The following is a 23944-nucleotide window of genomic DNA, read 5'->3' on the forward strand; positions in this document are numbered from 1 at the left end:
GTGACCGTCCCCGAGCCCGAAGTCAAGGCCCTGCTGGCTGATGCCGGGGTAGTAGTGCCCAAGGGCGTGGTGGCGGCCTACGACGATGTAGTAGCCAACCCCTCGCAGCTGGCCGACATGGTGGCGGCTTACGGGCTGGGCGGGCCACTGGTGCTGAAGGGCTTCGGCGGCAGCGTGGTTCACAAGAGCAATGTGGGCGCGGTGCGGATGGGTGTGGCGGCCTACGAGCTGAACCACGAGGCCGCCCAGATGGCGGTGGCGGTGGCCGAGGCCGGTGGGCACATCGACGGGTTCTTGGTGGAAGAGCAGGCCAATGCCGGGGTGGAGCTGCTGGTTGGGGTGGTGGACCGGCCCCCGTTCGGCCCGGTGGCCGCTCTCGGATTGGGGGGCACCCTCACCGAAGTGCTCGACGAGGTGGTGCTGCGGCTGGCCCCCATCTCCCGAGCTGACGCCGAGGCCATGGTGACCGGATTCAAGGGGGCCGAGCTGTTGGGCGGCTTCCGGGGCCAGCCTCCCGTGGACGTTGACTCGCTCATCGAGCTGTTGTTGGCCGTGGCTGGCCCCGAGGGGCTGGCGGTACACCTCGGCGGCCATCTGGCCGAGCTGGAGTGCAACCCAGTGATTGCCACCCCGAACGGCGCGATCGCGGTGGATGCCCGGCTAGTGGTGAGGAATGCCCCCGCCGATGATCGCACCGAGCCGCCTCTCGCCGACTTCGGGCCGCTGTTCGCCCCCCGGGGTATCGCGGTGGCCGGGGCCTCCACCAGTCGTCCCGGATTCGGAAACACCTTCCTGACCGCCTACCAGGAGCTGGGCTGGGGGCCGGGCACGCTGTGGGCGGTCCACCCCAAGGCGACCGAGATCGACGGCGTGCCCGCAGTGGCCTCGGTGGCCGAGATTGACGTGGACGTTGACTATGTGGTGGGCGCGGTGCCGGCGGCGGCGTGCGCCGATCTTGTGAGGGGAGCGGCGGGCAAGGCCAAATTCATCCACGTGATCAGCGGTGGTTTTCGGGAGGCCAGCGCCGAAGGGGCCGCCTTGGAAGACGAGCTGGGCGAGGTCGCCCGAGAGTCGGGAGTGCGGGTGCTCGGCCCCAACTGCCTGGGGGCCTACGCCCCGGCCGGTCGACAGACGTTCTTGCGCAACGCCCCCACCGAGGTTGGCCGGGTGTCCATGATCTCCCAGAGCGGAGGTCTGGCCGGCGACATGGTCAAGGGCGGGGCCATCCGAGGAATCCGCCTGTCCAAGCTGTGTACCGTCGGCAACTGCATCGACGTCACCCCCGGCGAACTGCTGGAGTGGCTGGTGGACGACCCCGACACCGGGATCATCGGCATGTACCTGGAGGATCCCCGCGACGGCCGCCGCCTCTACGACGCCCTCCACAAGGCCAAAGGCCACAAACCAGTGGTGATCCTGGTGGGGGGTCGCACAATGCAGGGCCGGGGAGCGGCTATATCCCACACCGGAGCGCTGGTGGCCGACGACCGGATATGGGAAGCCATCAGCGCATCAACCGGCGTCAGCGTCGTAGGCACCATCGAGGACCTGCTGTCGTCCATCGCCTACCTCCAGCGCTGGGCCGATGCCGACATCGGCGGCGATCTCGACACCCTGGTGCTGGGAGTGGGCGGGGGTGCCTCGGTACTGGGCACCGACGCCGCCGATAGGGCCGGTTTGGTCACCACCACTGTCAGCGACCAGGGCCAGCGGGCGCTCCGTGATTTGGGCTACGGCGTGGGGGCCAGCGTCCGCAACCCCATCGAGATCGGCTTCGGCCCGGTCTCGAAGCCCGACGTGCTGGTTCAGGCCCTCGACCCCATCCTGGAGGTTCAGCCCTATCCCGACGTGGTGATCCACACCAACGTCCAGGCCTTCTACAGCTACGCCGGCGACGGCATTGAGCGCCTTTTCCCCATCATCGAGACCACCGCCGCCCGAGGCTGGCCTAGCTCCCGGATGTGCCTGGTGCTCCGCAACATCGATTGCGCCCCACCCGATACCGCCGCCCGCATACAGCAGATCTGCCTCGATGCCAACTTTCCCACTGTCACCCGCTTCGCCGAGGCCATGACCGCCGTCGCCACCACCAAACGCCACGCCCGCAACCGCGCCCTCGCCGGATAGCTACCATCGCCCTATGCCTGCGGAGAATGAGTTTGCCGGTCGGGTGGCGCTGGTCACGGGGGCGGCGGGGGCGGCCATCGGGTCGACCACCTGCCGGACGCTGGCCTCGTATGGGGCCGGGATCGTGGTGCTGGACAACCATGAGCGCCGCACCCATGAGACCGCTGAGGCCCTGCGGGAGGCCTACGACGTGCCGGTGATGGCGGCGGTGGCCGATATCGGCGACCGGGAGCACATGGCCAAGACCATGGACCGGGTGTACGCCGAGATGGGGTCGGTGGACATCTTGGTGAACAGCGCAGCGGTCAACGTGCAGGGGAGCATCTTCGACTACAAGCCCGAGGATTGGGACTGGGTCATCGGCGTGGATCTGACCGCCTGTTGGTGGCTGATCTGGCGGACCATCGGGGCGATGCGGGACCGCCAGTGGGGACGCATCGTGAACGTGTCTTCGGTAGCCGCCTATTTGGGAGGCAACGGCCGGGAAGGGCCGTACGCTGCGGCCAAGGCCGCCCTCAACGACGTCACCCGAGGAGTCGCCATCGAGGGCGGTCCCTACAACATCCGGGCCAACGCGGTGGCCCCCGGCCTGATCCGCTCCAAGTGGGTGGACGCCCAGGCCGAGCACTACGAGTCGTTCAAGGAAGAGACGCCGCTGCGCCGCCACGGCGAGCCCGAGGACGTGTCCAACACCATCGCCTTTTTGTGCAGCGACGAGTCGGCCCACATCGCCGGCCAGGTGATCAACATCTCCGGCGGGTGGTACCTCACCCCGTGACCCTCGGCCCATTGAGTCCTGGCCGATGAGCGGGATCGGCGGTCGGATTCGGGCCGCGGCTCCGGCGCCGGGGGAACTCGACCGCAACGCAGTGGTGCTGATCCTGCTGGCCATCGGCACCGTCATCGCCATCCGCTACGGCGGACTGTCGTCCACTACCGACTGGCTCACCACCACCCTTGACGGCGTGGCGCTCGACGGATTGTCCAACCGCTTCGAACGGGCCTTGGGCCAATCCGAACACGCCGGGTTCAACCGCCGCATGTACTGGGGGCTGTTCCGCTGGGTGGTCTACGTGGTGCCCGCCGTGCTGGTGGCCCGTTACGTGCTGCGCACCCGCCTGCGCGATCTCGGCCTGAAGGCCGGCCCCGAGCTCCGCCGCCACGCCCCCCTCTACCTGGGCCTCTATCTTCTTCTTCTGCCGTTCGTGGTGGCGGCCAGCTTCAACGGCGAATTCCAGGACACCTACCCGTTCTACGAGCCGTCCCCCGGCATCAGCTTCTGGCCCCGCTTCTACATCTGGCAGGCGGTTTACGCCGGACAGTTCTTGGCCCTGGAGTTCTTTTTCCGCGGCGTGCTGGTCCACGGCCTGGCCCGTCGCTTTGGGGCCATGGCCGTGTTCATCGCCCTCATCCCCTACGTGATGATCCACCTCACGAAGCCCTTAGCCGAGGCCCTCGGTTCCATCGTGGCCGGCACCGTCCTCGGCTTTCTCAGCCTCCGCACCGGCTCGGTGTACTTGGGCGCCGCCCTCCACTTCGCCGTCGCACTAACCATCGACCTGCTTGTACTGGCCGTAAGCTGAACTCCATGGCCGCTCTCGGCTACCGCACGTTCGACTCCGACAATCACTACTACGAGGCCCCCGACTGCTTCAGCCGCCACATCGAGTCCCGCTACCGCGACATAGCCATCACGGCAGCTCAGCAGGCCGACGGGGAGTGGGAAGTCAAAGTGGGCGACCGGCCCTACAACTTCATGCACGTGAAGTTCGACAAGACCAACGCGCCGGGCTCCATGTACGAGATGTTCAAGGCCAAGCGCGACAACCCCGACCTGAGCTGGGGCGACGCCTACACCGCCGAGAACATGCTCCCCGCCTACAAGCAGCCCGACGCCCGCCTCGACCTGCTCGATTCCCAGGGCGTGGAGTGGGCCATCCTGCTCCCCACTTTCGGAGTGTCGGTGGAGGAGTACATGGTCGACGACATTGAGCAGACCTACGCTAACCTGCGGGCCTTCAACCGGTGGCTGGAGGACGATTGGGGTTACGTCCACCAAGATCGGCTGTTCACCCCGCCGCTGCTATCGCTGCTGGAGCGAGAGCAGGCCATCGAAGAGCTCGACCGGGTGTTGGAGGCCGGGGCCCGCATCGTGCACTTGCGGCCCTGTCCGTGGGGTGGCGAGGGCCGCTCGATCGCCGACCCCTACTATGACCCGTTCTGGGCCCGCCTCAACGAGGCTCAGATCCCGATGGCGTTCCACATCTCCGATCTGCGCTACGGGGATTTGGCCGTGCGCATGGGCGACGACCCGGCGGCCAACGTGCGGGAGATGTCGGCCTTCCAGTGGGCCTTCCTCCACGGCGACCGCCCCATCATGGAGACGTTCGGGGCGCTGCTGTACGGCAACATGCACGCCCGTTTCCCCGACCTCAACTTCTTGAGCATCGAGAACGGCTCCGACTGGGTCCACTACCTGCTCACCTTGATGGACAAGAAGAAGGGCATGGCCCGCTTCGGCCCCTGGCCCGCCGGCCGCCCCGCTGGGCGCATGAGCGAGATCTTCAAGCAGTGCTGCTTCGTGTCCCCCTACCCCGAAGACGACGTCGAAGCCCTGGCTGACCGCATCGGCCCCTCCCAAGTGCTGTTCGGCTCCGACCACCCCCACCCCGAAGGCATCGCCGACCCCAACTCATTCATCAACCTCATCGCCAACCGCCCCGCCTCCGAACAGCGCCAAATCATGCGCGACAACGCCGCCACCCTCTTCAACGTCGCCTAACCCTCACCTCGCGGGGACGAAGCCGCCGTCGACGATGATGCATTGGCCGGTGATGTAGCTGCCGGAGTCGGAGGCTAGGAGGAGGGCGGTGCCGACGAGCTCGTCGGGGTGGCCGATGTCGGACGTGCGGCCCATGGCCTCGGGGCCGGTGTTGCGGGTCATGGTGGTGTCCACCTTCAAAGTCGCCTAAGCCCCACGCCCGCTCGACCGGGAATTGCAGGTTGTAGTTGGCGGCTCCGTGGAACTTGCCGGCGCTGACATACAGCTCATTGGGAAAGGCGGCACCCTCGGGACTGATGTGACAGTAGTCGATCACGACTGAGGTGCGCGACCATCTCTTCCTGATCGGTCTGGACCGACCCGAGAAATACAATGGCTACACGCTGACGATGGCGTGCGATCGTTCATCGAGCGTCGAACCACGAAGTTCAAGGGGTGCTAGCTGCCCCCCGCTCAGGCCGGCGTCTCCCAGCGCACATCGGGAAAGCGGGAGAAGTCGTGGTCGTAGGACACGATTTGAGAGTGGTGCTCGATGGCTAGTGCGGCGAGGTGGGCATCGTTGATGAGATTGCCTCCCGCACCAAATGGAGCCACGAGATCGCGGACCAGACCGAGATGGCGAGCAGTGGGTTCAACCACAACCGCGGCCGGTTGAGACAGCCAGGCCTCTACCTGATCTAGCGCTCTGGCCACAGATAGTGGTGATGAGAAGAGATTCGCCTTGGTTGACAGTCGCACGAAGGCCAGCAGCACAATCCAGGAAAACGCCACTGTTGCCCCACCGGAGAGTGCCCCATCCAGCCAGGAACGTGCCTCGTGATGGCGAGGCGCGTCCTCGTTTACGGCATAGAGCAGGACGTTGGCGTCAATCAGCTTCACGATCTGGTCTGCATTCTTCGCACCAGTTCGTCGTCCTCAAGCTCGCCGGCTAGGTGAAGTGCTTTGTCGAGATTGACCGTGGGCTGGCCCATCGCCGCCGTCGAAGTTCGAAACTCTTGTGGCCCTCTGATGCTGTCCCTACCCTCCCTGACGAGGTCGTTGAGCGCCTGCTTGAACGAAACCCGACGGTCTTTCATTCGTTGGCGCACGATTTGCTCGGTATCAGAGTCAAGCGTCACTGTTGTCCTTATTTTGACAGCATAGCATCATAATTTTTGATGCTTAGCTGTCACTCTGCCGACGTACGACTACCTCGCAGGCACGAAGCCGCCGTCGACGATGATGCATTGGCCGGTGATGTAGCTGCCGGCGTCAGAGGCCAAGAGGAGAGCGGCGCCGACCAGTTCGTCGGGGTGGCCGATGCGACCGAGGTTGACCATGGCCGCACCCTAACCAGAGCCAGATTGGAACAGGACTAGAAGTGGTACGGGAACTTCGAGAAATCGGCGTCGCGCTTCTCGAGGAACGAGTCCCGGCCCTCGGCGGCCTCGTCGGTGCCGTAGGCCAGCCGGGTGGCCTCCCCGGCAAACACCTGCTGGCCCACCAGCCCGTCGTCGATGAGGTTGAAGGCGAACTTGAGCATGCGCTGGGCGGTGGGGCTCTTGGCGTTCACCGCCGCGGCCCATTCCAACGCCGTCTGCTCCAGCTCGGCATGGGGCACCACCGCGTTGACCATGCCCATCTCGTAGGCCTCGGCCGCGGTGTAGGCCTTGCCCACGAAGAACACCTCTCGGGCCCGCTTCTGGCCCACCTGGCGGGCCAAATAAGCCGAGCCGAATCCTCCGTCGAAGCTGGCCACGTCGGCGTCGGTCTGCTTGAACATGGCGTGCTCGACCGACGCCAGGGTCATGTCGCTCACCACATGCAGGCTGTGACCGCCGCCGGCCGCCCACCCCGGCACCACGGCGATCACCACCTTGGGCATGAACCGGATGAGGCGCTGCACTTCCAATATGTGCAGACGTCCGGTGCGGGCGTCGTCCACCGTGTCGGCAGTCTCGCCGCTGGCGTACTGGTAGCCGTCGGCGCCCCGGATCCGCTGGTCGCCCCCCGAGCTGAAAGCCCAACCGCCATCGACCGGCGAGGGCCCGTTGCCGGTGAGCAGCACGGTGCCCACATCGGGGGTCATACGGGCGTGGTCCAGTGTGCGATGCAGTTCGTCCACCGTGTGGGGGCGAAAGGCGTTGCGCACCTCGGGGCGGTCAAAAGCGATCCTCACCGTGGCCTGGTTCACGGCCCGGTGATAGGTCACGTCGGTCAGGTCGAACCCCTCTACTGGCTTCCACGCTTCGGCGTCGAACAACTCCGAGACCATGCCCCAAGACTACGGGCGAGACACAGGTGGCCGGTACTCGAAACCGGCCGGCGCGTCTTCCCGCCAATCTTGGTATGTCTCCTTGGCTTTGTTGGTGGCCCTCTTGCGCACGGTCTTGGCCACCTTTTTCTTGGCCTTCTCCGCCGACTGAGTGACGGTGTAGTACTGCATCTCTTTGAACGCTCGACGGCGGCCCATCTCTACCAGGGCTCGGGCCGCACTCAGCGTTTTGCCCGTTCCCAGGGGCATGGCCACCCTCCCGGCGAACATCAGCGCCGAGCGCCAGTCGCCCTGGCTCAGTGCGTACAGCGCTCGGGTGGTGTCCACGATCTCGCCCACCACCGGCAGCACCCCGGCAGCCTCCATGGCCCAGAACCCCACGTCGTCCCAGCCAAAGCCATCCTTGCGGTGGTAGGCCCCGTGGGCGATCACCGCAGCGGCCGCCTCCCGCACCGCAGGCGGCAAGCTCTCATCAGCGGCGATGGCCTCGAAGTCGGCCTTGGACAGAAACCGATCAGCCTTGGTGGGGTCGCCCTGGGCCGCGGTGTCGATGGCTGCCAGATAAGGCAGCAAGGTGGTGTAGGCCGACATCTTGGCCTCGAAGGCGTCGAGGTCGTCGAGGCTGATGCGCCCGTCTCCGCCGCTGGCCTGGAACCCTTCGGTGGGGTCGGAAAAGTAGTCGCGGTTGTTGCGGGCCGTGTCCACCATGGTGAACAGGCTGGGGTTGGTGAGCAGGATCCGGGACGCCTCGCCCAACTCGTCGGTGCGGGTGACGAAGCCCTCCAGGTCGCCCCGCGACACGATGTGGTCGCCGCCCCACGCCTCGGGGGTGTTGCGCAGAATCTCGATGGCCCACAGGGCCAGGTTCAGCCCCTCGGGGCCGAGCAGGATCATTTGGGCTCGTTGGGAGATGTCCCCTGAGTCGATCCGAAGCTGCTGGGCGATCCCGCCTAGCGACAGGTCTACGGGGTACTGCTCACTCCCCAGCCAATACTCCACCTCGGGCAGTACTGCGGCCCACCGTTGGCGCCGCCTGTCGATTTCATCAGCCGCGGCCTGGTAGTCGATGGCCAGTCCAAAGGCCGCCTCGGCATCCATTCCCATGGTGGGCATACATGTAATATAGAGAAATTATTTGAAACTGGCTATAAAATGGTCAGGTAGCCTTGCCGGGACCAGATCCGCCGTTTCGCGAAAAGGACCGCGGCGGGCGACGCAAAAGGTTCACGGCCATGGCCGACGCCCGCGTAGACCACGGCACGAACTCGCCCTGCTCGTCAACCGGGACGCCTTCTCGGGCTACGATCCGCCACCCGGTGTAGGCCACCACCACGGCATGGGCCCCGACCAGCACCAGAAAGAAGGCCCAGGGGGCGGTCAAACTCATGACCACCCCGCCGGCAACCGGTCCGATAATCGACCCCACCCCGGCTGTTCGCACCAGCGCGGCGCTGGCTCCGTTCAACTGCGACGACGGCACCCAGTCGCCAGTCAGGGCAATGGCCAGCGAATAAAGCGGGAAGGTGGCGCCCCCGAAGCAGAAAACGAGCACCAGCGACAGCGCCGATCCCGGCTCGACCAAAGGCAGGATTCCGGCGATGGCCGCGGCCACGGCGGCGGCCGCGAAGATCACTGCCCGACGCGACACCCGATCGGACAGCGACCCCACGGGCCATTGGAAGGCGATGGCCCCAGCGGTGGCCGATACCAGGAACAGCGCGATCCGGCTGGTGGGCAGGCCCTCGTAGGCGGCGTACACCGCGCCCACCCCCAACAGCGCCCCGTGGCTGATGCCGGAGCAGAAGGCGGTGACCACTCCAGTGGGCGCCAGGGAGATGAGCTGGCGCAGCGACAGCGGCTCGGGCACGGTCAGCGGAGGAGCGCTGGTGGCCGACAGCGTGATGGGAACCAACGCGGCGGAGATGAGCACCGAAGAGATTACGAACAGCTCGAAACTGAAAGGGTCGCCTCCGTTGAGCAGCAATTGGCCGAGCGTGAGCCCGCCCATCGACGAAACCATGTACATCGACAGCAGGCGTCCCCGGGTGGCGTTGGTGGCCATGTCGTTGAGCCACGACTCCACCACCACCAAGACTCCGGCGATGCACAGACCGAACAGCATCCTCAGCAGTGCCCAAGCGGCGGGGTTGATCCATAGCAGATGGAGAATGGAGACCGCGGAGGCCACCGAAGCTAAGGCGGCGAACACCCGGATGTGGCCCACCGCGGCGAGAAAATGCTCGGCCAGTCGCGTCCCGATCATGAACCCCAAATAGAAGCTGGCCATGACGATGCCGCTGACCGCGAGGCCGAACCCCTCCGACTCGGTTCGCACGCCAAGCAGCACTCCCTGGAGGCCGCCGCCCACCTGAATGAAGAGCATTCCCACCAGCAAGGCTCGGGCCGCGCCGAGGCCGCGTCCCTTGGGCCCAGTCTCGATAAGGGGTCCACCGACGATCCCACCGTCGTCATGCTCCAGCCGCCCGACGGCGTTCTCGGCCACTGCCCCCACGCTACCGGCGCTTCACTCCTATTCCACCGTGACTTTCGGAGCCGTGTTGAACCCATTGATCTCGGTCGCCCAACCGGTTCGTTGGCCGCCAGGCGGGGAGTTGCTCCCAGTTATGACGGTGCGTGAAGCACCGCTACTTCGCGCGTGTTCTGCTCGACTTGTTCCGGTCTTGACCCTGTGGGCGGTCCTGACGCCGGCCCGTCGGACTGTGGCCGTTGCGGTTGGAGTTGGTGTTGGACCGTTTCCGTTTGTCCTGACGCCGGCCCGTTGGTTTGTGGCCGTTGCGGTTGTCGCTGTTGGAGTTGGATCGCCCGCGGTGGTTACGTGACTGGCCCGTTGGTTTGTGGCCGTTGCGGTTGTCGCTGTTGGAGTTGGATCGCCCGCGGTGGTTACGTGACTGGCCCGTTGGTTTGTGGCCGTTGCGATTTGGAGCGTCGGGGACTTGTTGCTTTGGGCGATTAGTCCGAACCGTGTCGAGGCTCAGGCGATTGGGGCTGGTGATGGGCTGCTCCAGGCCGAGTTGCCGCTGCATCCTCTTGGTGTTGCCTACCTGATCAGACTGGATCAGAGACACCACCAGGCCGCTCTGGCCGGCGCGGGCTGTGCGACCCGAGCGGTGCAGGTATGCCTTGTGGTCTTCCGGCGGGTCGAAGTGGATCACCGACGCCACTTCGTCCACATGGATGCCGCGAGCGGCAACATCGGTCGCAACGAGGGCCTCAATCCGGCCGTCGATGAACTGCTGGAGGGTGCGCGTCCGCCGATTCTGGGCATGGCCCCCGTGTATCGCGGCAGCATTGATTCCGCGTTGGGTGAGCTGGCGGGCCAGACGGTCCGACCCGTGCCGGGTGCGACAGAACAAGATCGTCGACCCTGTGGCAGTGATCACATCCACACAGACGCCAATCCGCTCGGTTTTGTCCACTGTAAGGAACCGGTGGTCGACCGCGGTGACGTCTGGTCTGGTGTCACCAATCTCATGGGTGGCCGGATTGTGCTGGTAGTCGCGGGTGAGCTTGGCCACGTCTCCATCGAGGGTTGCCGAAAACAGGAGAGTCTGGGGACGGTCGGCGGTTTGATCGAGAATGCGCCTAACGGAGGGCAGGAATCCCATATCGGCCATACGGTCGGCTTCGTCTATGACCACTTGATCCACTTCACAGAGGTTCACTGCGTTTTGGCCGATCAGGTCTTCGAGCCGCCCAGGGCAGGCGACCAGGATGTCGACGCCCTGTTTGAGTCTCTTGACTTGGTTGCCGTATGAGACGCCGCCATAGACCACTCCCACCCGAATCTGGGCGGCGAAAGTTCGCAGCTCTACTGCGATCTGATCGGCGAGCTCGCGGGTCGGGGCCAATATCAGCGCCCGCGGCCTCTTGGGATTGGCTTGACTGGTGTTGACCACTAGGGGGATGCCGAAGGCCAGCGTCTTTCCCGACCCTGTAGGCGCTCGGCCACAGATGTCCTGGCCATCGAGCGCGTCGGCGATGGTGGCGGCCTGGATTTCGAAGGGCTTGTGAATGCCGTTGCGCTCAAGCGCGCGGCAAAGGGAGTCAGGCACGCCCAGCTGGGCGAAGGTGGTGGACATTGGGCTCCTCGCCCGCGCGTGGCGAGCACTCAGGGAATTGCTGATGCCTGAAGTGGTTGGCGTGGCAGCAACGCAGTGTCGGATGTTCGACACATGGCCAGAGACGAAACCCTGACTGCGAACTCGACTACCGAAATTTTCGGCGAGGCACTTAGGATACCACCACCATCCGCAAAACCCTGCTTCGTTCCACGCGCTGATGTATCCGGCGGATGGGGTGCAGGATTCGACTGGGCCTGGTGATTGAACGTCTCCGAGCGATTGAATGCCGTGCCGGGGACCTCGCGCCGAGAATTCCAGTGGCGCTCAGTCGTTGAGTGCGGTCGGATCGGCGATGATCTCTGCCAGGGACTGGAGAAATTGAGCGCCGGGGGCTCCGTCCACGGCGCGGTGGTCGATGGTGAGGCTGAAGGTGATCATCTGGCGCCAGGCCACCTCGTCGCCGTCGCGGACCGGCACCTCCACGGCCTGCCCTACCCCGAGTATGGCCACCTCGGGCGGGTTGATGATCGGCGTGAATCCGTCGATGCCATAAGCCCCCAGATTTGTGACCGTGAACGTGCTGCCGGTGATCTCGGGGGGCTTGGCCGTCTTGGCGCGCACTCTCTCGGCTAGTTCGCGCACTTCAGCTGAGAGTTCGGTCAGTGATTTGGCGGCGGCGTCGCGCACCGCCGGCACGATGAGACCGTCGTCGAGCGCCACGGCCACACCGAGGTCGATTCGGGCATGCTGGGTGATCACGTCGTCTTCGAGGGTGGCGTTGAGAGCCGGGTGTTCTGCCAGGGCGACGGTGACCGCCTTGAGCACCAAGTCGGTCACCGAAACGTCAGCGCCATCGGCTTTCAATGCCTGCTGAAGAGCGATCAGCTCGGTGGCGTCGATTCGGCGGGTCAGGGTGAGCTGGGCCATCGACTGGATGCTCTCGTGCATCCGCGAGGCGATGATCCTCCGCATACCGGTCAGCGGCACGGTGGTGGTCGGGCTCGGAGCTCGCTCTCCCACCGCATCGGCAGGGGTGTCGGTGGCGTGGCTGATCACGTCATACTCGGTGATGCGCCCGCCCGGGCCGGTGCCGGTGATTGCCCCGAGATCGACGCCAAATTCCTTGGCCGTGCGCCGGGCTACCGGGGTGATCTGCACCGAGGGCCGGTCCGGCGCTGGGCTGGCTACCGCCTCGCCGGGTTCGCCGATCAGCGCCAATACCGTGAGCACCGGCACTGTTGCTCCTTCGGAGACGAGGATCTCGAGGATGGTCCCGGCTACGGGGGCGAGCACGTCGTCGGTGGTCTTCTCCGCCTCGATTTCGACCAGGGGCTCGTCTACGGCCACCACATCGCCCACCTGCTTGTGCCATGTGACCACTTGGCCCTCTTCCATTCCCATGCTCCACTGGGGGAGCCGCACCTCGGTAGCCATGTTGTCGTGGAGACTAGCCATCATCATCCGCGGTTCCGAATACCATCGGCAGGGCGTTTCCACAGAGAAGGGTGAGCCGATGATCACAGTCGATGACGATCTCTTGCGGGAGATGTATCGGCGGATGTCCCGTATCCGAAAATTCGAGGACACCACCAAGGAGCTGCTGCTGGCCGGGGAGTTATATGGCGCGTTCCACACCTCTACTGGCCAGGAGGCGTCGATCGTCGGGTCGTGCATGGCGCTGCGCATCGATGACTCGATGGTCGGGACTCATCGCTCCCATGGGCATCCAATCGGCAAGGGCGCTCAGCTCGATCGGCTGCTGGCTGAGCTGATGGGCAAGGAGACCGGCGTGAACCAGGGCAAGGGCGGGTCGATGCACCTGTCAGACTTCAGCATCGGAAGCCTTGGCGAGACGTCAATCGTCGGTTCCGGACTCCCGGTGGCCACCGGCGCGGCGTTGGCCTACAAGATGCGGGGCGACGACAACGTGAGCCTGTGCTTCTTCGGCGACGGCGCATCGAATCAGGGCACGTTCCACGAGTCGTTAAACCTGGCCGCCATCTGGAAGCTCCCCGTGGTGTACGTGTGCGAGAACAACGGCTACGGCGAGCTCACCTCGGCCAAGGATGCGATCTCGGTGGAGGACATCTCGGTTAGAGCAGTCGGCTACGACATGCCCGGGGTGACCGTCGACGGCCAAGACGTGCTGGCCGTTTTCGAGGCGGTCAGCGAGGCCGTGGAGCGGGCCCGCCGTGGGGACGGCCCGAGCCTGGTGGAGACCAAGACCTATCGGTTCGAGAACCACGCCATAGGCCGGCTGCCCGAGCACTACCGGTCGGCCGAGGAGGTGGAGTACTGGCGCACCGAACGCGATCCGCTGGTGCTGTTCCGCCAGGTTCTCATTGAGCGGGGCTTCGACGAGCAGCAAATCGACGATCTCGACGCCGCCGTGGGCGAGGAAATCGTTGCCGCCATCGAATTCGCCCGCCAGAGCCCGGTGCCGCCGCCCGAGGCCGCCTTCACCCACTTGTTCGCCGACCCCGCCCCGAGCGCGGGCTGATCGCAGGAGGAACTCACCATGCGCACCGTGAGCTACATCCAGGCGGTTACCGAAGCGATGACCGAGGAAATGGAGCGCGACGAGAGCGTCTTCATCATGGGCGAGGATGTGGCCTGGAACATGATGGGCGATTGCACCGGCATGGTCGAGAAGTTCGGCGCCGAACGGGTTCGCAACACGCCGATCTCCGAGGCGGGCTTTGTCGGGGCCGGTGCTGGCGCGGCCATGGTCGGGATGCGGCCGATCGTCCACATGCTGATCGCTCCGTTCATGTACGTGGCCTTCGACCAAATCGTCTCCATCATCGCCAAATCCACCTACACCTACGGCGGCCAGGCCCGACTGCCCATCACGCTGCGAGCCCCAATGATGTACGGGGTCTCGAATGCGGCCCAGCACTCCGACCGCCCCTACGCCACGCTGATGACCATTCCCGGGCTCAAATTGATCGCCCCCGCCACCCCTCACGACGCCAAGGGAATGCTCAAGGCGGCTATCCGCGACGACAACCCGGTTATCACCTTCGAGGACCGCAGCCTTTGGGGTCAGAGCAGCGAGGTCCCCGACGACGATCTGATCGTGCCTCTCGGCCAGGCGGCCGTGCGGCGCGAGGGCACCGACGTGACCGTGGTGACGGTGGCCGGGGCGATCACACTCGGCCTCGCTGCTGCCGAACAGCTTGTCTCCGAGGGGATTTCAGTAGAGGTGATCGACCTGCGGTCGATCGTGCCGATGGACACCGACACCATCCTCGAGTCGGTGGCCAAGACCGGTCGGCTGCTCATTGCCGACCCCGCCCACGAGATGGGTTCGGTGGCGTCGGAGATCTCGGCGGTGGTGGCCCAGCATGGATTCTGGAGCCTTCAGGCCCCCATAGCCCGGGTGACTACGCCGCACACCCACATGCCGTTCAGCGCCGACTTGGAGAAGGTGCTGTTGCCCAGCGCCGACAAGATCGTGGCCGAAGCCCGCGCCCTCATGGAGTAAAGCCATACCTCATAACTGATCAATTAGAACTTCTTCCAGATCTATTGCGCTGTCTAACTCATTTGTATAGCGTCTAACTCACGCAACTCCAGGGCATCCAGGGGGGAGGGGTAGATGCTTGACGATCGCAAGCGGGCTCAACGTCACCTCGTTCCCCATTTCACGCGGGGCGACGCATGGATGGCGGACGGTCTGGTGGTGATCGACCGCGGCGAGGGCTGCTACGTATGGGACACCGACGGCAACCAGTACCTCGATGGTCTCTCCAGCCTGTTCTGCACCAACCTCGGTCACGGTCGCAGCGACCTGACCGCGGCGGCGGCCAAGCAGATGGACAAGCTGGCTTTCTACTCCAACTGGGGTTTCGCTCATCCGTCGTCGGTGGAAGCAGCCTCGATGATTGCCGCGGTCGCCCCCGACGAACTCGACCGGGTGTTCTTCGTGAACTCGGGTTCGGAGGCGGTGGAGTCGGCTCTCAAGTTCGCCCGCTGCTACCACTTGGCCAATGGCGACGAGCAGCGCCACAAGGTGATCGCTCGAAACTGGGCCTACCACGGCACCACCCTCGGTGCCCTCATGCTGGCTGGCATTCCCAACCTGCGAGACCCGTATCTGCCCCTGCTCACCGGTCCGGTGCGGCACGTGCCCAACACATTGGGCTGCCACCTCGAGGCCGGTCAATCTGCCGCTGAGCTGCCCTGCGTGACCGCCATCGAAGAGGCCATCGTGGCCGAGGGCCCCGAAACAGTGGCCATGGTGATCGCCGAGCCGGTACAGAACGGCCGCGGCGCGCTGGTGCCCCCAGAGGGCTACTGGCGGGAGCTGCGCCGTATCTGTGACGCCCATGGCGTGCTGTTGTGCGCCGATGAAGTGATCAACTCGTTCGGTCGTCTCGGACACTGGTTCGGCAGCGAGCGCTTCGGCGCAGAGCCCGACATGATCACCTTTGCCAAAGGCGTCACCAGCGCCTACGTGCCCTTGGGCGGCCTCGTGGTGCGGGGCTCGCTGCTGGAGCGAGTGTGGGACTCCTCCCTGGCCATGTATGTCCACGGGTCCACATTCGGCGGCCATCCCGTTTCCACTGCCGTCGCCGCCGCCAACATGACGGCGCTGCGCGACGAGGAAGTCATGGCCAACGTTCTGCGAAACGAGAGCCGGCTGGCTGGCGGACTGCGCGATCTGATGGCGTCCCACGCCTGCGTGAAAGATGTGAGAGGAACGGGCTACTTCTACGCCGTGGAGCTGATGCGGGACCGGGACTCCGGTACCGATCTGACCGAGGCCGAGTTCGCGTCGCTGCTGCCGGGCGGGGCACTGGACCGGTTCGTGAGGGAGGCGCGGGTGCTGGTGCGACCAGATTCCCGCGGTGCCGCCATGCTGATGATCTCGCCGCCGCTGGTGGCTGACGCTGAAGTGATCGACGACCTGCTGAGCCGGGTCGACCAGGTGTTCAACCGCGTGGGCGGTTGGCTCAAGGCCTTGAAATGAGGCAATAAACATCCATCGATATGGAGGAACCATTATGAAGCGACTACTGGCATTACTCATGGTGATGGGGTTGATTGTTGCGGCCTGCGGCAATGACGACGACGATGCTGCCCCCGACGAGGCGACCGCCCCCGAGGCTCCCGACGCCCCCGAGGAGATGATGCTCGATGAGTTGAACGTGGCGTATTTCTTGGAGTGGCCGACGGCGAACCAGGTGGCCCAGGCCCGCCAGACCTATGACGATGTGCTGGGTTTGACGGTGAACTGGATTCCGTTCGCCTCGGGCGGCGACATGGCCCAGGCTATGGAGGCCGGCGACATTGACATCTCCTACTCGCAGGGGCTGACGCCGTTCGCCAACTTCGTGACCGGCGGTTCGGATCTTCTGTTGATCGGTGTGGCGGTGAGCTATGCCGATGCCGACAACTGCGTGGCCAACCCCGACTTGGGGATCACCGCGGACAATGCGGCGGAGACCCTGGCGGGCCAGAGCATCTACACGCCTTTGGGCAACGTGACGCACTTCAAGCTGTTGAAGATGCTTGAGTACCTCGGCGTGGATACCGCCACCGTGGAGCTGATCCAGTCTGAGGGCGGCCCGGCTGCGGTGGCCGCGCTGGACTCGGGCGAGGTGGCCATGGCGTGCGCGTTCGGCGGCGCGGTGAACCAGATGGTCGCCAACGGCGGCAACCTGGTTATGACCGGCTCCGAGCAGGAGGCCATCGGCATCCGTGTGTTCGACATCATCTCCACCACCGGCACGTTTGCCGCCGAGCATCCCGACGTCGTCACCGCCTTCTTGCAGGTGACCGAGGACGCCAACGTGGCCTACAACGACGACCGGGAGCCGTTCATTGACACCATCGCCGGAGCGGCGGGCATGGAGCGTGCGCCGACCATCGCACTGTTGGACGCCTTCTCGTTCCCCGAAAGGGACGTGCAGCTTTCGCGGGCATGGCTCGGCGGGACGGTGCAGCAGGTGATGAAGGACCAGATGGACTTCTTCGTCGCCCAAGGCGAGATTGAATCGGCGCTGCCCAGCTACGACTCCTTCGTCGACACCAGCTTCCTGGAGGCCGTCGAAGGTCGGGCGAAGCCCGATGAGTTGAACGTGGCGTATTTCTTGGAGTGGCCGACGGCGAACCAGGTGGCCCAGGCCCGCCAGACCTATGACGATGTGCTGGGTTTGACGGTGAACTGGATTCCGTTCGCCTCGGGCGGCGACATGGCCCAGGCTATGGAGGCCGGCGACATTGACATCTCCTACTCGCAGGGGCTGACGCCGTTCGCCAACTTCGTGACCGGCGGTTCGGATCTTCTGTTGATCGGTGTGGCGGTGAGCTATGCCGATGCCGACAACTGCGTGGCCAACCCCGACTTGGGGATCACCGCGGACAATGCGGCGGAGACCCTGGCGGGCCAGAGCATCTACACGCCTTTGGGCAACGTGACGCACTTCAAGCTGTTGAAGATGCTTGAGTACCTCGGCGTGGATACCGCCACCGTGGAGCTGATCCAGTCTGAGGGCGGCCCGGCTGCGGTGGCCGCGCTGGACTCGGGCGAGGTGGCCATGGCGTGCGCGTTCGGCGGCGCGGTGAACCAGATGGTCGCCAACGGCGGCAACCTGGTTATGACCGGCTCCGAGCAGGAGGCCATCGGCATCCGCGTATTCGACATCATCTCCACCACCGGAGACTTTGCCGACACCTATCCCAGCTTGTTGACCGGCTTCTTGCAGGTGACCGAGGACGCCAACCGGGCGTACAACGACGACAGGGACCCGTTCATCGACACCATCGCGGGAGCTGCGGACATGGAGCGTGCGCCGACGATCGCACTGTTGGACGCCTTCTCGTTCCCCGAGAAGGACGTGCAGTTGTCAGAGGCTTGGCTCGGCGGGACCGTCCAGCAGGTGATGAAGGACCAGATGGACTTCTTCGTCGCCCAGGGCGAGATCGCCTCGGCACTGCCCAGCTACGACAGCTTCGTCGACACCAGCTTCCTCCAAGCCGTCAACTGAGCACTGGCAGCGGGGGCGGGTGTAATTCCCTCCAAGCCCGCCCCCGCTGGGAGCTCATTGCGGAACAGCTAAGTTCCTACTGGGTTGATTCTCTAAGCCAAAGGCGGACGCTATGGATTCGTTTGTTCAGGGACTGGCCGACGTATACGACGGCATCACCTATGTGATCGCCCGAGGTGCGTACTGGCTCTCGGTCGCACTTCTTGCTGCCGCCGCCTTGGCTGTGCTGGTGATGGTGGTTGATCTGGCCATTACACCGGCCCGCCGTTTCAAGGGCGCGGATCGGGCCGCCCAGCCCCGTGACGGTATCATCCTCATCGGCCAGATCATGGCTGGCGTGGCCATCATCGGGGGCGTCGTTCTGTCGTTCCGCGATACCGCGTCGCCGTGGCAGCCGGTGGTCTCGCTGGTGGGCGGGGCGGCGCTGCTGGCCATGCTGATGCTGTATCGGCGCGCCGACGAGGAGAGGCAGGCCGCCACGGCTTGGTACGTGTGGCTTGCCTTGGCGGCCAGCGCCACCATCGCGGTGATTTTGGCCTTCCTGCAGCGCGAGGATTCGTCGATTCCCTATATGGGGCTGCTGGTGGCGGCGCTGGTAATCGCCCGGGCATGGTTGACGCTGGCGCGGCCCGAGGTGCACTTCGATCCGTCCAAGGTGGAGGTCGCCCGGGAGTCCAAAACGGAGAGCCCCCTCGTCGTGGAGGAGCTCGGCATGGTGTACGAGCTGCCCGACGGAGGCGGCGTGGAGGCGCTCAAGGACGTCTCCTTTACGCTCGAACCGGGCCGGCTGCTCACCCTGCTGGGGCCGTCGGGGTGCGGCAAGACCACGCTTTTGAACATCATCGCCGGCTTCCTGGCCCCCACCTCCGGCGACGTGAGGCTGGGTAGTGAACCGATCACCGGACCGGGCCAAGACCGGGGCATGGTGTTCCAGCGGGGGGCGCTGTTCGAGTGGCTGAGCGTGAACGACAACGTGGGTTTCGGCGCTCGCATGAACGGGCGCTCTCGACCCGCCTCCCGCGAGGCAGTTCAGGACTTGCTGAACATCGTTGGGCTCCAGGACTTTGGCGACAAGGCCGTGTACGAGCTCTCCGGCGGGATGCAGCAGAGGGTGGCCTTGGCCCGATGTCTGGCTAACGATCCGAAGATCATCTTGATGGATGAGCCCCTGGGCGCCCTTGACGCGCTGACCCGAGAGAAGATGCAGAGCCTGGTGCTCAACCTGTGGAACGAGACCGGCAAGACCATCGTGCTGGTCACCCACAGTGTGGAGGAGGCGCTGTACTTGGGCGACCAGCTCTTTGTGATGGCGCCGCGGCCGGGCCGCATCGAGCGGACCTACGAGCTTCCCTTCGCCCAGGAGGCGCTGACCGCGGATGCCCGCGAGCTGAAGACGTCTCAGGAGTTCATCGACACCCGAGAGGAGATCCTCACGATGATCTGGGAGATGGAAGAACAGATCATGGGCACGGGAGGAGGTGCCTGATGGTAGAGGGACCGGGCGGGCACGCCGTGAAAGAGAACATCGAACAGCAGAACCGCACCGCGAACTGGCCCTTCAACTGGCTGTTCCGGGGCAAGACCGGCCAGAGCACCCGCAAGACGGTGACCTTTGGCGACGCGGCCGAAGTCAGCGGTGCGCTGCGGTGGACCATTTTCAGCCTGATCGTGATCTTGGCGCTGTGGTTCATATCCACCCGGGTGTGGGGACTGCCCCAGGCCTGGTACGACTACGCCGACGACGTGCGGGCCGGGCTCTCCGAAGACGAGAGCTACGGCCAGCGCGACCTGCTGCGAGACTGCGACCGGGCCGCCGACGACCCGGGGGACTTCCCCGGGCTGCCCTCGTGCTCTTATACGCAGTGGCTCAGCGAGTCGACCCTGCCCAGCCCGGGCCAGGTGTGGGACGCCACCTGGGACTTCGCCCGCAACGGCTATAGCGGGTTCACCCTGTGGCAGCACCTGTGGCTGAGCTTCAGCCGCTTGGCCAAGGGCTTGTTCTGGGGGGTGGCTATCGGGGTGCCCATCGGCCTGGCCATGGGCCTCTCCAGCCGCTGGCGGGGCATCTTCGACCCCATCGTGGAGCTGTTGCGGCCCATCCCGCCGCTGGCGCTGATCCCCCTGTTCATCGTCTGGTTCGGCATCGGCGAGGAGGGCAAGGTGAACCTGCTCCTGTTCGCCGCCATCTGGATCATGATCATCGCCGCCCGATCCGGAGTGCTGGCGGTGAACACCACCAAGGTGCATGCCGCCTATTCGCTGGGCGCGTCCAAGGCCCAAGTGCTGCGCCACGTGATCCTGCCCAACGCGCTGCCGGAGATTTTCACCGGGCTGCGAGTGGCCATCGGGGTGTGTTGGGGCACGTTGGTGGCCGCTGAATTGCTCGGGGCCAGCTCCGGTCTCGGATTCACCATCTTCAAGGCCCGCCAGTTCTTCCTGCTCGATCTGATGTTGTCGGCGGTGATCCTCATCAGCATCCTCGGGGTGACCATGGACGTGGCCATGCGCATGGCTGAGAAGCGGCTCATCCCCTGGCGGGGCAAGGGTTGACCAAACTCGAGCCAGCCGCGGGCCACGTCCCCATCACCGAGTCGTGGCGCCAGCGGGCGCGCGCCTCGAAGCGGCGGGTGGTTTTGGCCGACGGAGGCGACGAGCGGGCCTGGGCCGCCGCCCGGTATCTGGAACGGGAGGGTCTGGCCGATCCCGTGATCCTCGACGACCCAGCGAACTACTGCTCGCCAGCCGTGCAAGAGCAGATTGCGATTTCGCCGAAAGTCGAGAAGATCGATTTGGGCGACCCACTCCACGTCGCCGCCCTCATGGTGGCGGCTGGCGAGGCCGATGCCTGTGTAGGGGGCGCGAGCCGGCCGACGCCGGATGTCGTGAGGGCCGCCCTGAGCTGCATCGGCCTGGCCCTGGGCGTCGACACCATCAGCAGCTGCTTCCTCTTGGTGCTGCCCGACGGGACTCCAATCACCTACGGCGATTGCGGCGTGGTCCCCGATCCCAGCCCCGACCAACTCGCCTCCATCGCCATCTCGACGGCCACCACCCATGAGCAGCTGGCGGGGGAGAGGGCCCGGGTGGCCATGCTGTCGTACTCCACCAAGGGGAGTGCCGACGGCTCGCGGGTGGAGCGGGTTCGCTCGGCCACCGAGATCGTGCGCCGGCGGATGCCGGCGCTGGCCGTCGACGGGGAGATGCAGTTCGACGCGGCCTGGGATCAGCAGGTGGCGGCGGCCAAGGCACCCGACTCGGAGGTGGCCGGTCGGGCCAACGTGTTTGTGTTTCCCGATCTCGACTCGGGAAACATCGCCTACAAGATTACCGAGCGCCTCGCTGGAGCTCGGGCCTATGGACCGCTGCTTCAGGGAACAGCTCGGGTGATCCACGACCTGTCGCGGGGTTGCAGCGCGGACGACATCGCCATGGTGGCCGTGATAGCGGCTTGCCAGGCTGCGAAGGGTTGTCCCTGATGTCATTGGGCTCTAACAAATTCGCTATAGCTGCTAACTTGCCTGCCATCCACCCCTGGGAATCGGGAGCGGGCAGGGAAGGACGGGGGATATGACTCAACGCAAGGGAGCTAAGTCTCCGGAGCGGCTACCGCTGGACAGCGCCAGGGTGATCGCCACCGCGGCGAGAATCGCCGACAGCGAAGGGCTCGATCGGCTAACCCTGACCCGGGTGGCCGATGAGCTCGGCGTGCGCCAGCCGGCTCTGTACCGCCACATCGGCGGATACGACGACCTCCTCCGCAGCCTCAGCCTGCGGGGACGGGAGATTCTGGCCCAGCGGCTGGCCGATGCCGCGGTGGGCCTCTCGGGAGACGACTCGGTGGCGGCGGTGGGCCACGCCTGGCGGCAGATGGTTCGGGATCATCCCGGCATCTACGCGGCCACCGATCGCTACCCGTGCGCCGGCGACGATGAGTTGGAAGCAGCGGTGGAGTGGGTGCTGGCCGTACTGGGCCAAACGCTGCGGGGCTACGACCTCACCGAGGAAGACCAGGTGCACGCGGCCCGCGCCCTGCGCAGCGCCTTTCACGGTTTCAGCCATCTCGAATCAGGCGACGGTCATCCCCTGCCCCACGATCCCGAGGATACCTTCGACCACCTCGTGCAGCTGCTGTGCGCCGGAATCCAGCGGCTCTCCCGCAAGCCCCAGATGACCCCTGAGAGCGTTGCGTGACCCGACTCGGATTCCTCCTCGACAGCGAGAGCTGCATCGGGTGTCATGCCTGCACGGTGGCGTGCAAGGCCGAGCACGACGTGCCCCTCGGGGTGAACCGAACCTGGGTGAAATACATCGAGACCGGCACGTTTCCCGATGTCGGTCGGCACTTCTCGGTGATGCGGTGCAACCACTGCGACGACGCCCCGTGCATCTCCATATGTCCTACCAACGCCCTATTCCGGGCCGACAACGGGGTGGTGGACTTCGACGATGACAACTGCATCGGCTGCAAAGGGTGCATGAACGCCTGTCCCTACGACGCCATATACATCAACCCGGTCACCAACACGGCCAACAAGTGCAATTTCTGCAACCACCGCATCGAGCAGGATCTTGAGCCGAGCTGTGTGGTGGTGTGCCCGACCCATGCCATCAAGGTGGCCGATCTTGACGACCCCGATGATGAGACCACCAAGCTCATCGCCCAAAGCGACACCGCAGTGCGGACGCCGGAGCAGAACACCCGGCCCAAGGTGCATTACCGGGGGGCAGATGCGGCGTCGCTCGACCCGTTGCGCACCGCCATCGCCGGCGACGGGATGATCTGGGCCGACACCACCGCCCAGCATCCGACGGCCGATCTCGGCAGTGACAGCGTGGAGGCCCGCACCGCCTACACCACAGCCCACCAAATGACCTGGAAGGCCAAAGTGTCGAGCTATCTAGTGACCAAGGCGGTGGCCGCGGGCATGATGATGGTGGCCGCCCTGCTGGTTCTGCTCGGCCACGGTGGAGAACAGGCGGTGGTGGGGGTGGCGCCGGCGGTAACCGCGGGGGTGTTCTTGGCGCTCACCGGCGTGCTCTTGGTGGGCGACCTGCGCCAGCCCGCTCGGTTCTACTACCTGATTACTCGGGCCAACCGCCGATCATGGCTGGTGAAGGGCGCGGCGGTGCTCGGGGCGTTCGCCGCGGTGTGCGCGGCGTGGTTCATTGCCGGCGTGGTCGATTCCGTCGGGGCACTGCAAGTGCTGGCCGCGCCCGCCGCGTTGCTGGGGTTGGCCACCGCGGGCTACACGGCATTCTTGTTCGCCCAGTGCGAGGGCCGCGATCTATGGCAGTCGCCCCTGGTTCTGCCCACGCTGCTGGCCCAAGCGGTTGTCGCCGGGGGCGCCGGCTACGCGGTAGTGGAACTCGCTGCCGACGGACCCGACCCAGTCGCCGTGCAGTGGGTGTTGCTGGCAGGCGTGCTGGCCACCGCGGCGCTGGTGGTCGCTGAGGTCTTGGGGCGGGGAACGCCCCACGTCGAGGCGGCGGTGGCGGCCATGACCAGGGGACGATACGCCCGGCAGTTCTGGGCCGGAGGGGTAGTGCTGGGTCTGGCTGTGCCGGCTGTGCTGGTTGCGGTCAGCCTGGCCGCCGATGCGGGGTCCTGGCTGGCGGCGGTGGCCGGGATCAGCGCTGTGGTGGGCATGTGGTGCTACGAGGACAGCTTCGTGCGGGCCGGGCAGTCCGTGCCGCTGTCTTAGTG

At 65.5% G+C, this 23944-nt stretch carries 20 protein-coding genes and 2 pseudogenes; 13 read left to right on the forward strand and 9 right to left on the reverse strand.

The window, feature by feature from the left end:
• The 4 genes from OXG30_10480 to OXG30_10495 are packed head-to-tail and all read left to right on the forward strand — an operon-like array spanning window position 1 to window position 4909.
• Window positions 1-2127, forward strand: coding sequence for an acetate--CoA ligase family protein (locus tag OXG30_10480; protein MCY4135321.1), 2127 nt, complete (start codon window positions 1-3; stop codon window positions 2125-2127).
• A gap of 13 nt (window positions 2128-2140) precedes the next feature.
• A complete protein-coding gene (locus OXG30_10485; GenBank protein MCY4135322.1) occupies window positions 2141-2905 on the forward strand; it encodes an SDR family NAD(P)-dependent oxidoreductase in 765 nt (254 codons plus the stop codon).
• 25 nt (window positions 2906-2930) lie between these two features.
• On the forward strand, window positions 2931-3710 hold the full coding sequence (locus OXG30_10490; protein ID MCY4135323.1) for a CPBP family intramembrane metalloprotease: 780 nt from the start codon (window positions 2931-2933) through the stop codon (window positions 3708-3710).
• Window positions 3711-3715: 5 nt separating this feature from the next.
• Window positions 3716-4909 (forward strand): amidohydrolase family protein, encoded by a 1194-nt coding sequence (locus OXG30_10495; GenBank protein MCY4135324.1) that lies wholly within the window; start codon window positions 3716-3718, stop codon window positions 4907-4909.
• A gap of 3 nt (window positions 4910-4912) precedes the next feature.
• Here the strand turns inward: OXG30_10495 and OXG30_10500 are convergent.
• From OXG30_10500 to OXG30_10540, 9 genes and pseudogenes are all read right to left on the reverse strand, one after another.
• Window positions 4913-5083, reverse strand: a pseudogene (locus OXG30_10500) (SDR family oxidoreductase).
• A gap of 279 nt (window positions 5084-5362) precedes the next feature.
• Window positions 5363-5788, reverse strand: a complete 426-nt coding sequence (locus OXG30_10505; protein ID MCY4135325.1) for a type II toxin-antitoxin system VapC family toxin — start codon at window positions 5786-5788, stop codon at window positions 5363-5365.
• A complete protein-coding gene (locus OXG30_10510; protein MCY4135326.1) occupies window positions 5785-6039 on the reverse strand; it encodes an antitoxin in 255 nt (84 codons plus the stop codon). The genes OXG30_10505 and OXG30_10510 overlap by 4 nt, the downstream gene beginning before the upstream one ends.
• 57 nt (window positions 6040-6096) lie before the next feature.
• Window positions 6097-6222, reverse strand: a pseudogene (locus tag OXG30_10515) (SDR family oxidoreductase).
• 41 nt (window positions 6223-6263) lie between these two features.
• The gene (locus OXG30_10520; GenBank protein MCY4135327.1) at window positions 6264-7163 is read right to left on the reverse strand and encodes a 1,4-dihydroxy-2-naphthoyl-CoA synthase; all 900 of its coding nucleotides are present in this window, start codon (window positions 7161-7163) and stop codon (window positions 6264-6266) included.
• A gap of 9 nt (window positions 7164-7172) precedes the next feature.
• Window positions 7173-8276, reverse strand: a complete 1104-nt coding sequence (locus tag OXG30_10525; protein ID MCY4135328.1) for a hypothetical protein — start codon at window positions 8274-8276, stop codon at window positions 7173-7175.
• Window positions 8277-8319: 43 nt separating this feature from the next.
• Window positions 8320-9666: an MFS transporter gene (locus tag OXG30_10530; GenBank protein ID MCY4135329.1), complete on the reverse strand. Its 1347-nt coding sequence runs from the start codon at window positions 9664-9666 to the stop codon at window positions 8320-8322.
• A gap of 142 nt (window positions 9667-9808) precedes the next feature.
• Window positions 9809-11263, reverse strand: coding sequence for a DEAD/DEAH box helicase (locus OXG30_10535; protein ID MCY4135330.1), 1455 nt, complete (start codon window positions 11261-11263; stop codon window positions 9809-9811).
• Window positions 11264-11569: 306 nt separating this feature from the next.
• Window positions 11570-12706: a dihydrolipoamide acetyltransferase family protein gene (locus tag OXG30_10540; protein MCY4135331.1), complete on the reverse strand. Its 1137-nt coding sequence runs from the start codon at window positions 12704-12706 to the stop codon at window positions 11570-11572.
• Window positions 12707-12758: 52 nt separating this feature from the next.
• On the opposite strand from OXG30_10540, the gene OXG30_10545 reads away from it, so the two are divergent.
• From OXG30_10545 to nrfD, 9 genes are all read left to right on the forward strand, one after another.
• Window positions 12759-13745 (forward strand): thiamine pyrophosphate-dependent dehydrogenase E1 component subunit alpha, encoded by a 987-nt coding sequence (locus OXG30_10545; protein ID MCY4135332.1) that lies wholly within the window; start codon window positions 12759-12761, stop codon window positions 13743-13745.
• Between the two features lie 18 nt (window positions 13746-13763).
• On the forward strand, window positions 13764-14732 hold the full coding sequence (locus OXG30_10550; GenBank protein ID MCY4135333.1) for a pyruvate dehydrogenase complex E1 component subunit beta: 969 nt from the start codon (window positions 13764-13766) through the stop codon (window positions 14730-14732).
• Between the two features lie 114 nt (window positions 14733-14846).
• Window positions 14847-16220 (forward strand): aminotransferase class III-fold pyridoxal phosphate-dependent enzyme, encoded by a 1374-nt coding sequence (locus OXG30_10555; GenBank protein ID MCY4135334.1) that lies wholly within the window; start codon window positions 14847-14849, stop codon window positions 16218-16220.
• Window positions 16221-16254: 34 nt separating this feature from the next.
• Window positions 16255-18240, forward strand: a complete 1986-nt coding sequence (locus OXG30_10560; protein ID MCY4135335.1) for an ABC transporter substrate-binding protein — start codon at window positions 16255-16257, stop codon at window positions 18238-18240.
• Between the two features lie 712 nt (window positions 18241-18952).
• Window positions 18953-19726 carry an ABC transporter ATP-binding protein gene (locus OXG30_10565; GenBank protein MCY4135336.1) on the forward strand — a complete coding sequence of 258 codons (774 nt, stop codon included), beginning with the start codon at window positions 18953-18955 and terminating at the stop codon, window positions 19724-19726.
• Window positions 19726-20790: an ABC transporter permease gene (locus OXG30_10570; GenBank protein MCY4135337.1), complete on the forward strand. Its 1065-nt coding sequence runs from the start codon at window positions 19726-19728 to the stop codon at window positions 20788-20790. The genes OXG30_10565 and OXG30_10570 overlap by 1 nt, the downstream gene beginning before the upstream one ends.
• The gene (locus OXG30_10575) at window positions 20787-21716 is read left to right on the forward strand and encodes a phosphate acyltransferase (protein ID MCY4135338.1); all 930 of its coding nucleotides are present in this window, start codon (window positions 20787-20789) and stop codon (window positions 21714-21716) included. The genes OXG30_10570 and OXG30_10575 overlap by 4 nt, the downstream gene beginning before the upstream one ends.
• Window positions 21717-21807: 91 nt before the next feature.
• The gene (locus tag OXG30_10580) at window positions 21808-22431 is read left to right on the forward strand and encodes a WHG domain-containing protein (GenBank protein MCY4135339.1); all 624 of its coding nucleotides are present in this window, start codon (window positions 21808-21810) and stop codon (window positions 22429-22431) included.
• On the forward strand, window positions 22428-23942 hold the full coding sequence (gene nrfD / locus OXG30_10585; protein MCY4135340.1) for a polysulfide reductase NrfD: 1515 nt from the start codon (window positions 22428-22430) through the stop codon (window positions 23940-23942). Before OXG30_10580 ends, nrfD begins: the two co-directional genes overlap by 4 nt.
• Window positions 23943-23944 lie beyond the last annotated feature (2 nt).

This window comes from bacterium (genome assembly GCA_026708015.1).
In the GTDB taxonomy this organism is placed as follows: domain Bacteria; phylum Actinomycetota; class Acidimicrobiia; order Acidimicrobiales; family Bin134; genus Poriferisocius.

What these genes read in the sequence shown, in the direction of transcription:
- OXG30_10485 (MCY4135322.1), top strand. Translation starts at nt 2,141, where the DNA reads ATGCCTGCGGAGAATGAGTTTGCCGGTCGGGTGGCGCTGGTCACGGGG.
- OXG30_10490 (MCY4135323.1), top strand. Translation starts at nt 2,931, where the DNA reads ATGAGCGGGATCGGCGGTCGGATTCGGGCCGCGGCTCCGGCGCCGGGG.
- OXG30_10495 (MCY4135324.1), top strand. Translation starts at nt 3,716, where the DNA reads ATGGCCGCTCTCGGCTACCGCACGTTCGACTCCGACAATCACTACTAC.
- OXG30_10520 (MCY4135327.1), bottom strand. Translation starts at nt 7,163, where the DNA reads ATGGTCTCGGAGTTGTTCGACGCCGAAGCGTGGAAGCCAGTAGAGGGG.
- OXG30_10525 (MCY4135328.1), bottom strand. Translation starts at nt 8,276, where the DNA reads ATGCCCACCATGGGAATGGATGCCGAGGCGGCCTTTGGACTGGCCATC.
- OXG30_10535 (MCY4135330.1), bottom strand. Translation starts at nt 11,263, where the DNA reads ATGTCCACCACCTTCGCCCAGCTGGGCGTGCCTGACTCCCTTTGCCGC.
- OXG30_10540 (MCY4135331.1), bottom strand. Translation starts at nt 12,706, where the DNA reads ATGATGATGGCTAGTCTCCACGACAACATGGCTACCGAGGTGCGGCTC.
- OXG30_10545 (MCY4135332.1), top strand. Translation starts at nt 12,759, where the DNA reads ATGATCACAGTCGATGACGATCTCTTGCGGGAGATGTATCGGCGGATG.
- OXG30_10550 (MCY4135333.1), top strand. Translation starts at nt 13,764, where the DNA reads ATGCGCACCGTGAGCTACATCCAGGCGGTTACCGAAGCGATGACCGAG.
- OXG30_10555 (MCY4135334.1), top strand. Translation starts at nt 14,847, where the DNA reads ATGCTTGACGATCGCAAGCGGGCTCAACGTCACCTCGTTCCCCATTTC.
- OXG30_10560 (MCY4135335.1), top strand. Translation starts at nt 16,255, where the DNA reads ATGAAGCGACTACTGGCATTACTCATGGTGATGGGGTTGATTGTTGCG.
- OXG30_10565 (MCY4135336.1), top strand. Translation starts at nt 18,953, where the DNA reads ATGGTGTACGAGCTGCCCGACGGAGGCGGCGTGGAGGCGCTCAAGGAC.
- OXG30_10570 (MCY4135337.1), top strand. Translation starts at nt 19,726, where the DNA reads ATGGTAGAGGGACCGGGCGGGCACGCCGTGAAAGAGAACATCGAACAG.
- OXG30_10580 (MCY4135339.1), top strand. Translation starts at nt 21,808, where the DNA reads ATGACTCAACGCAAGGGAGCTAAGTCTCCGGAGCGGCTACCGCTGGAC.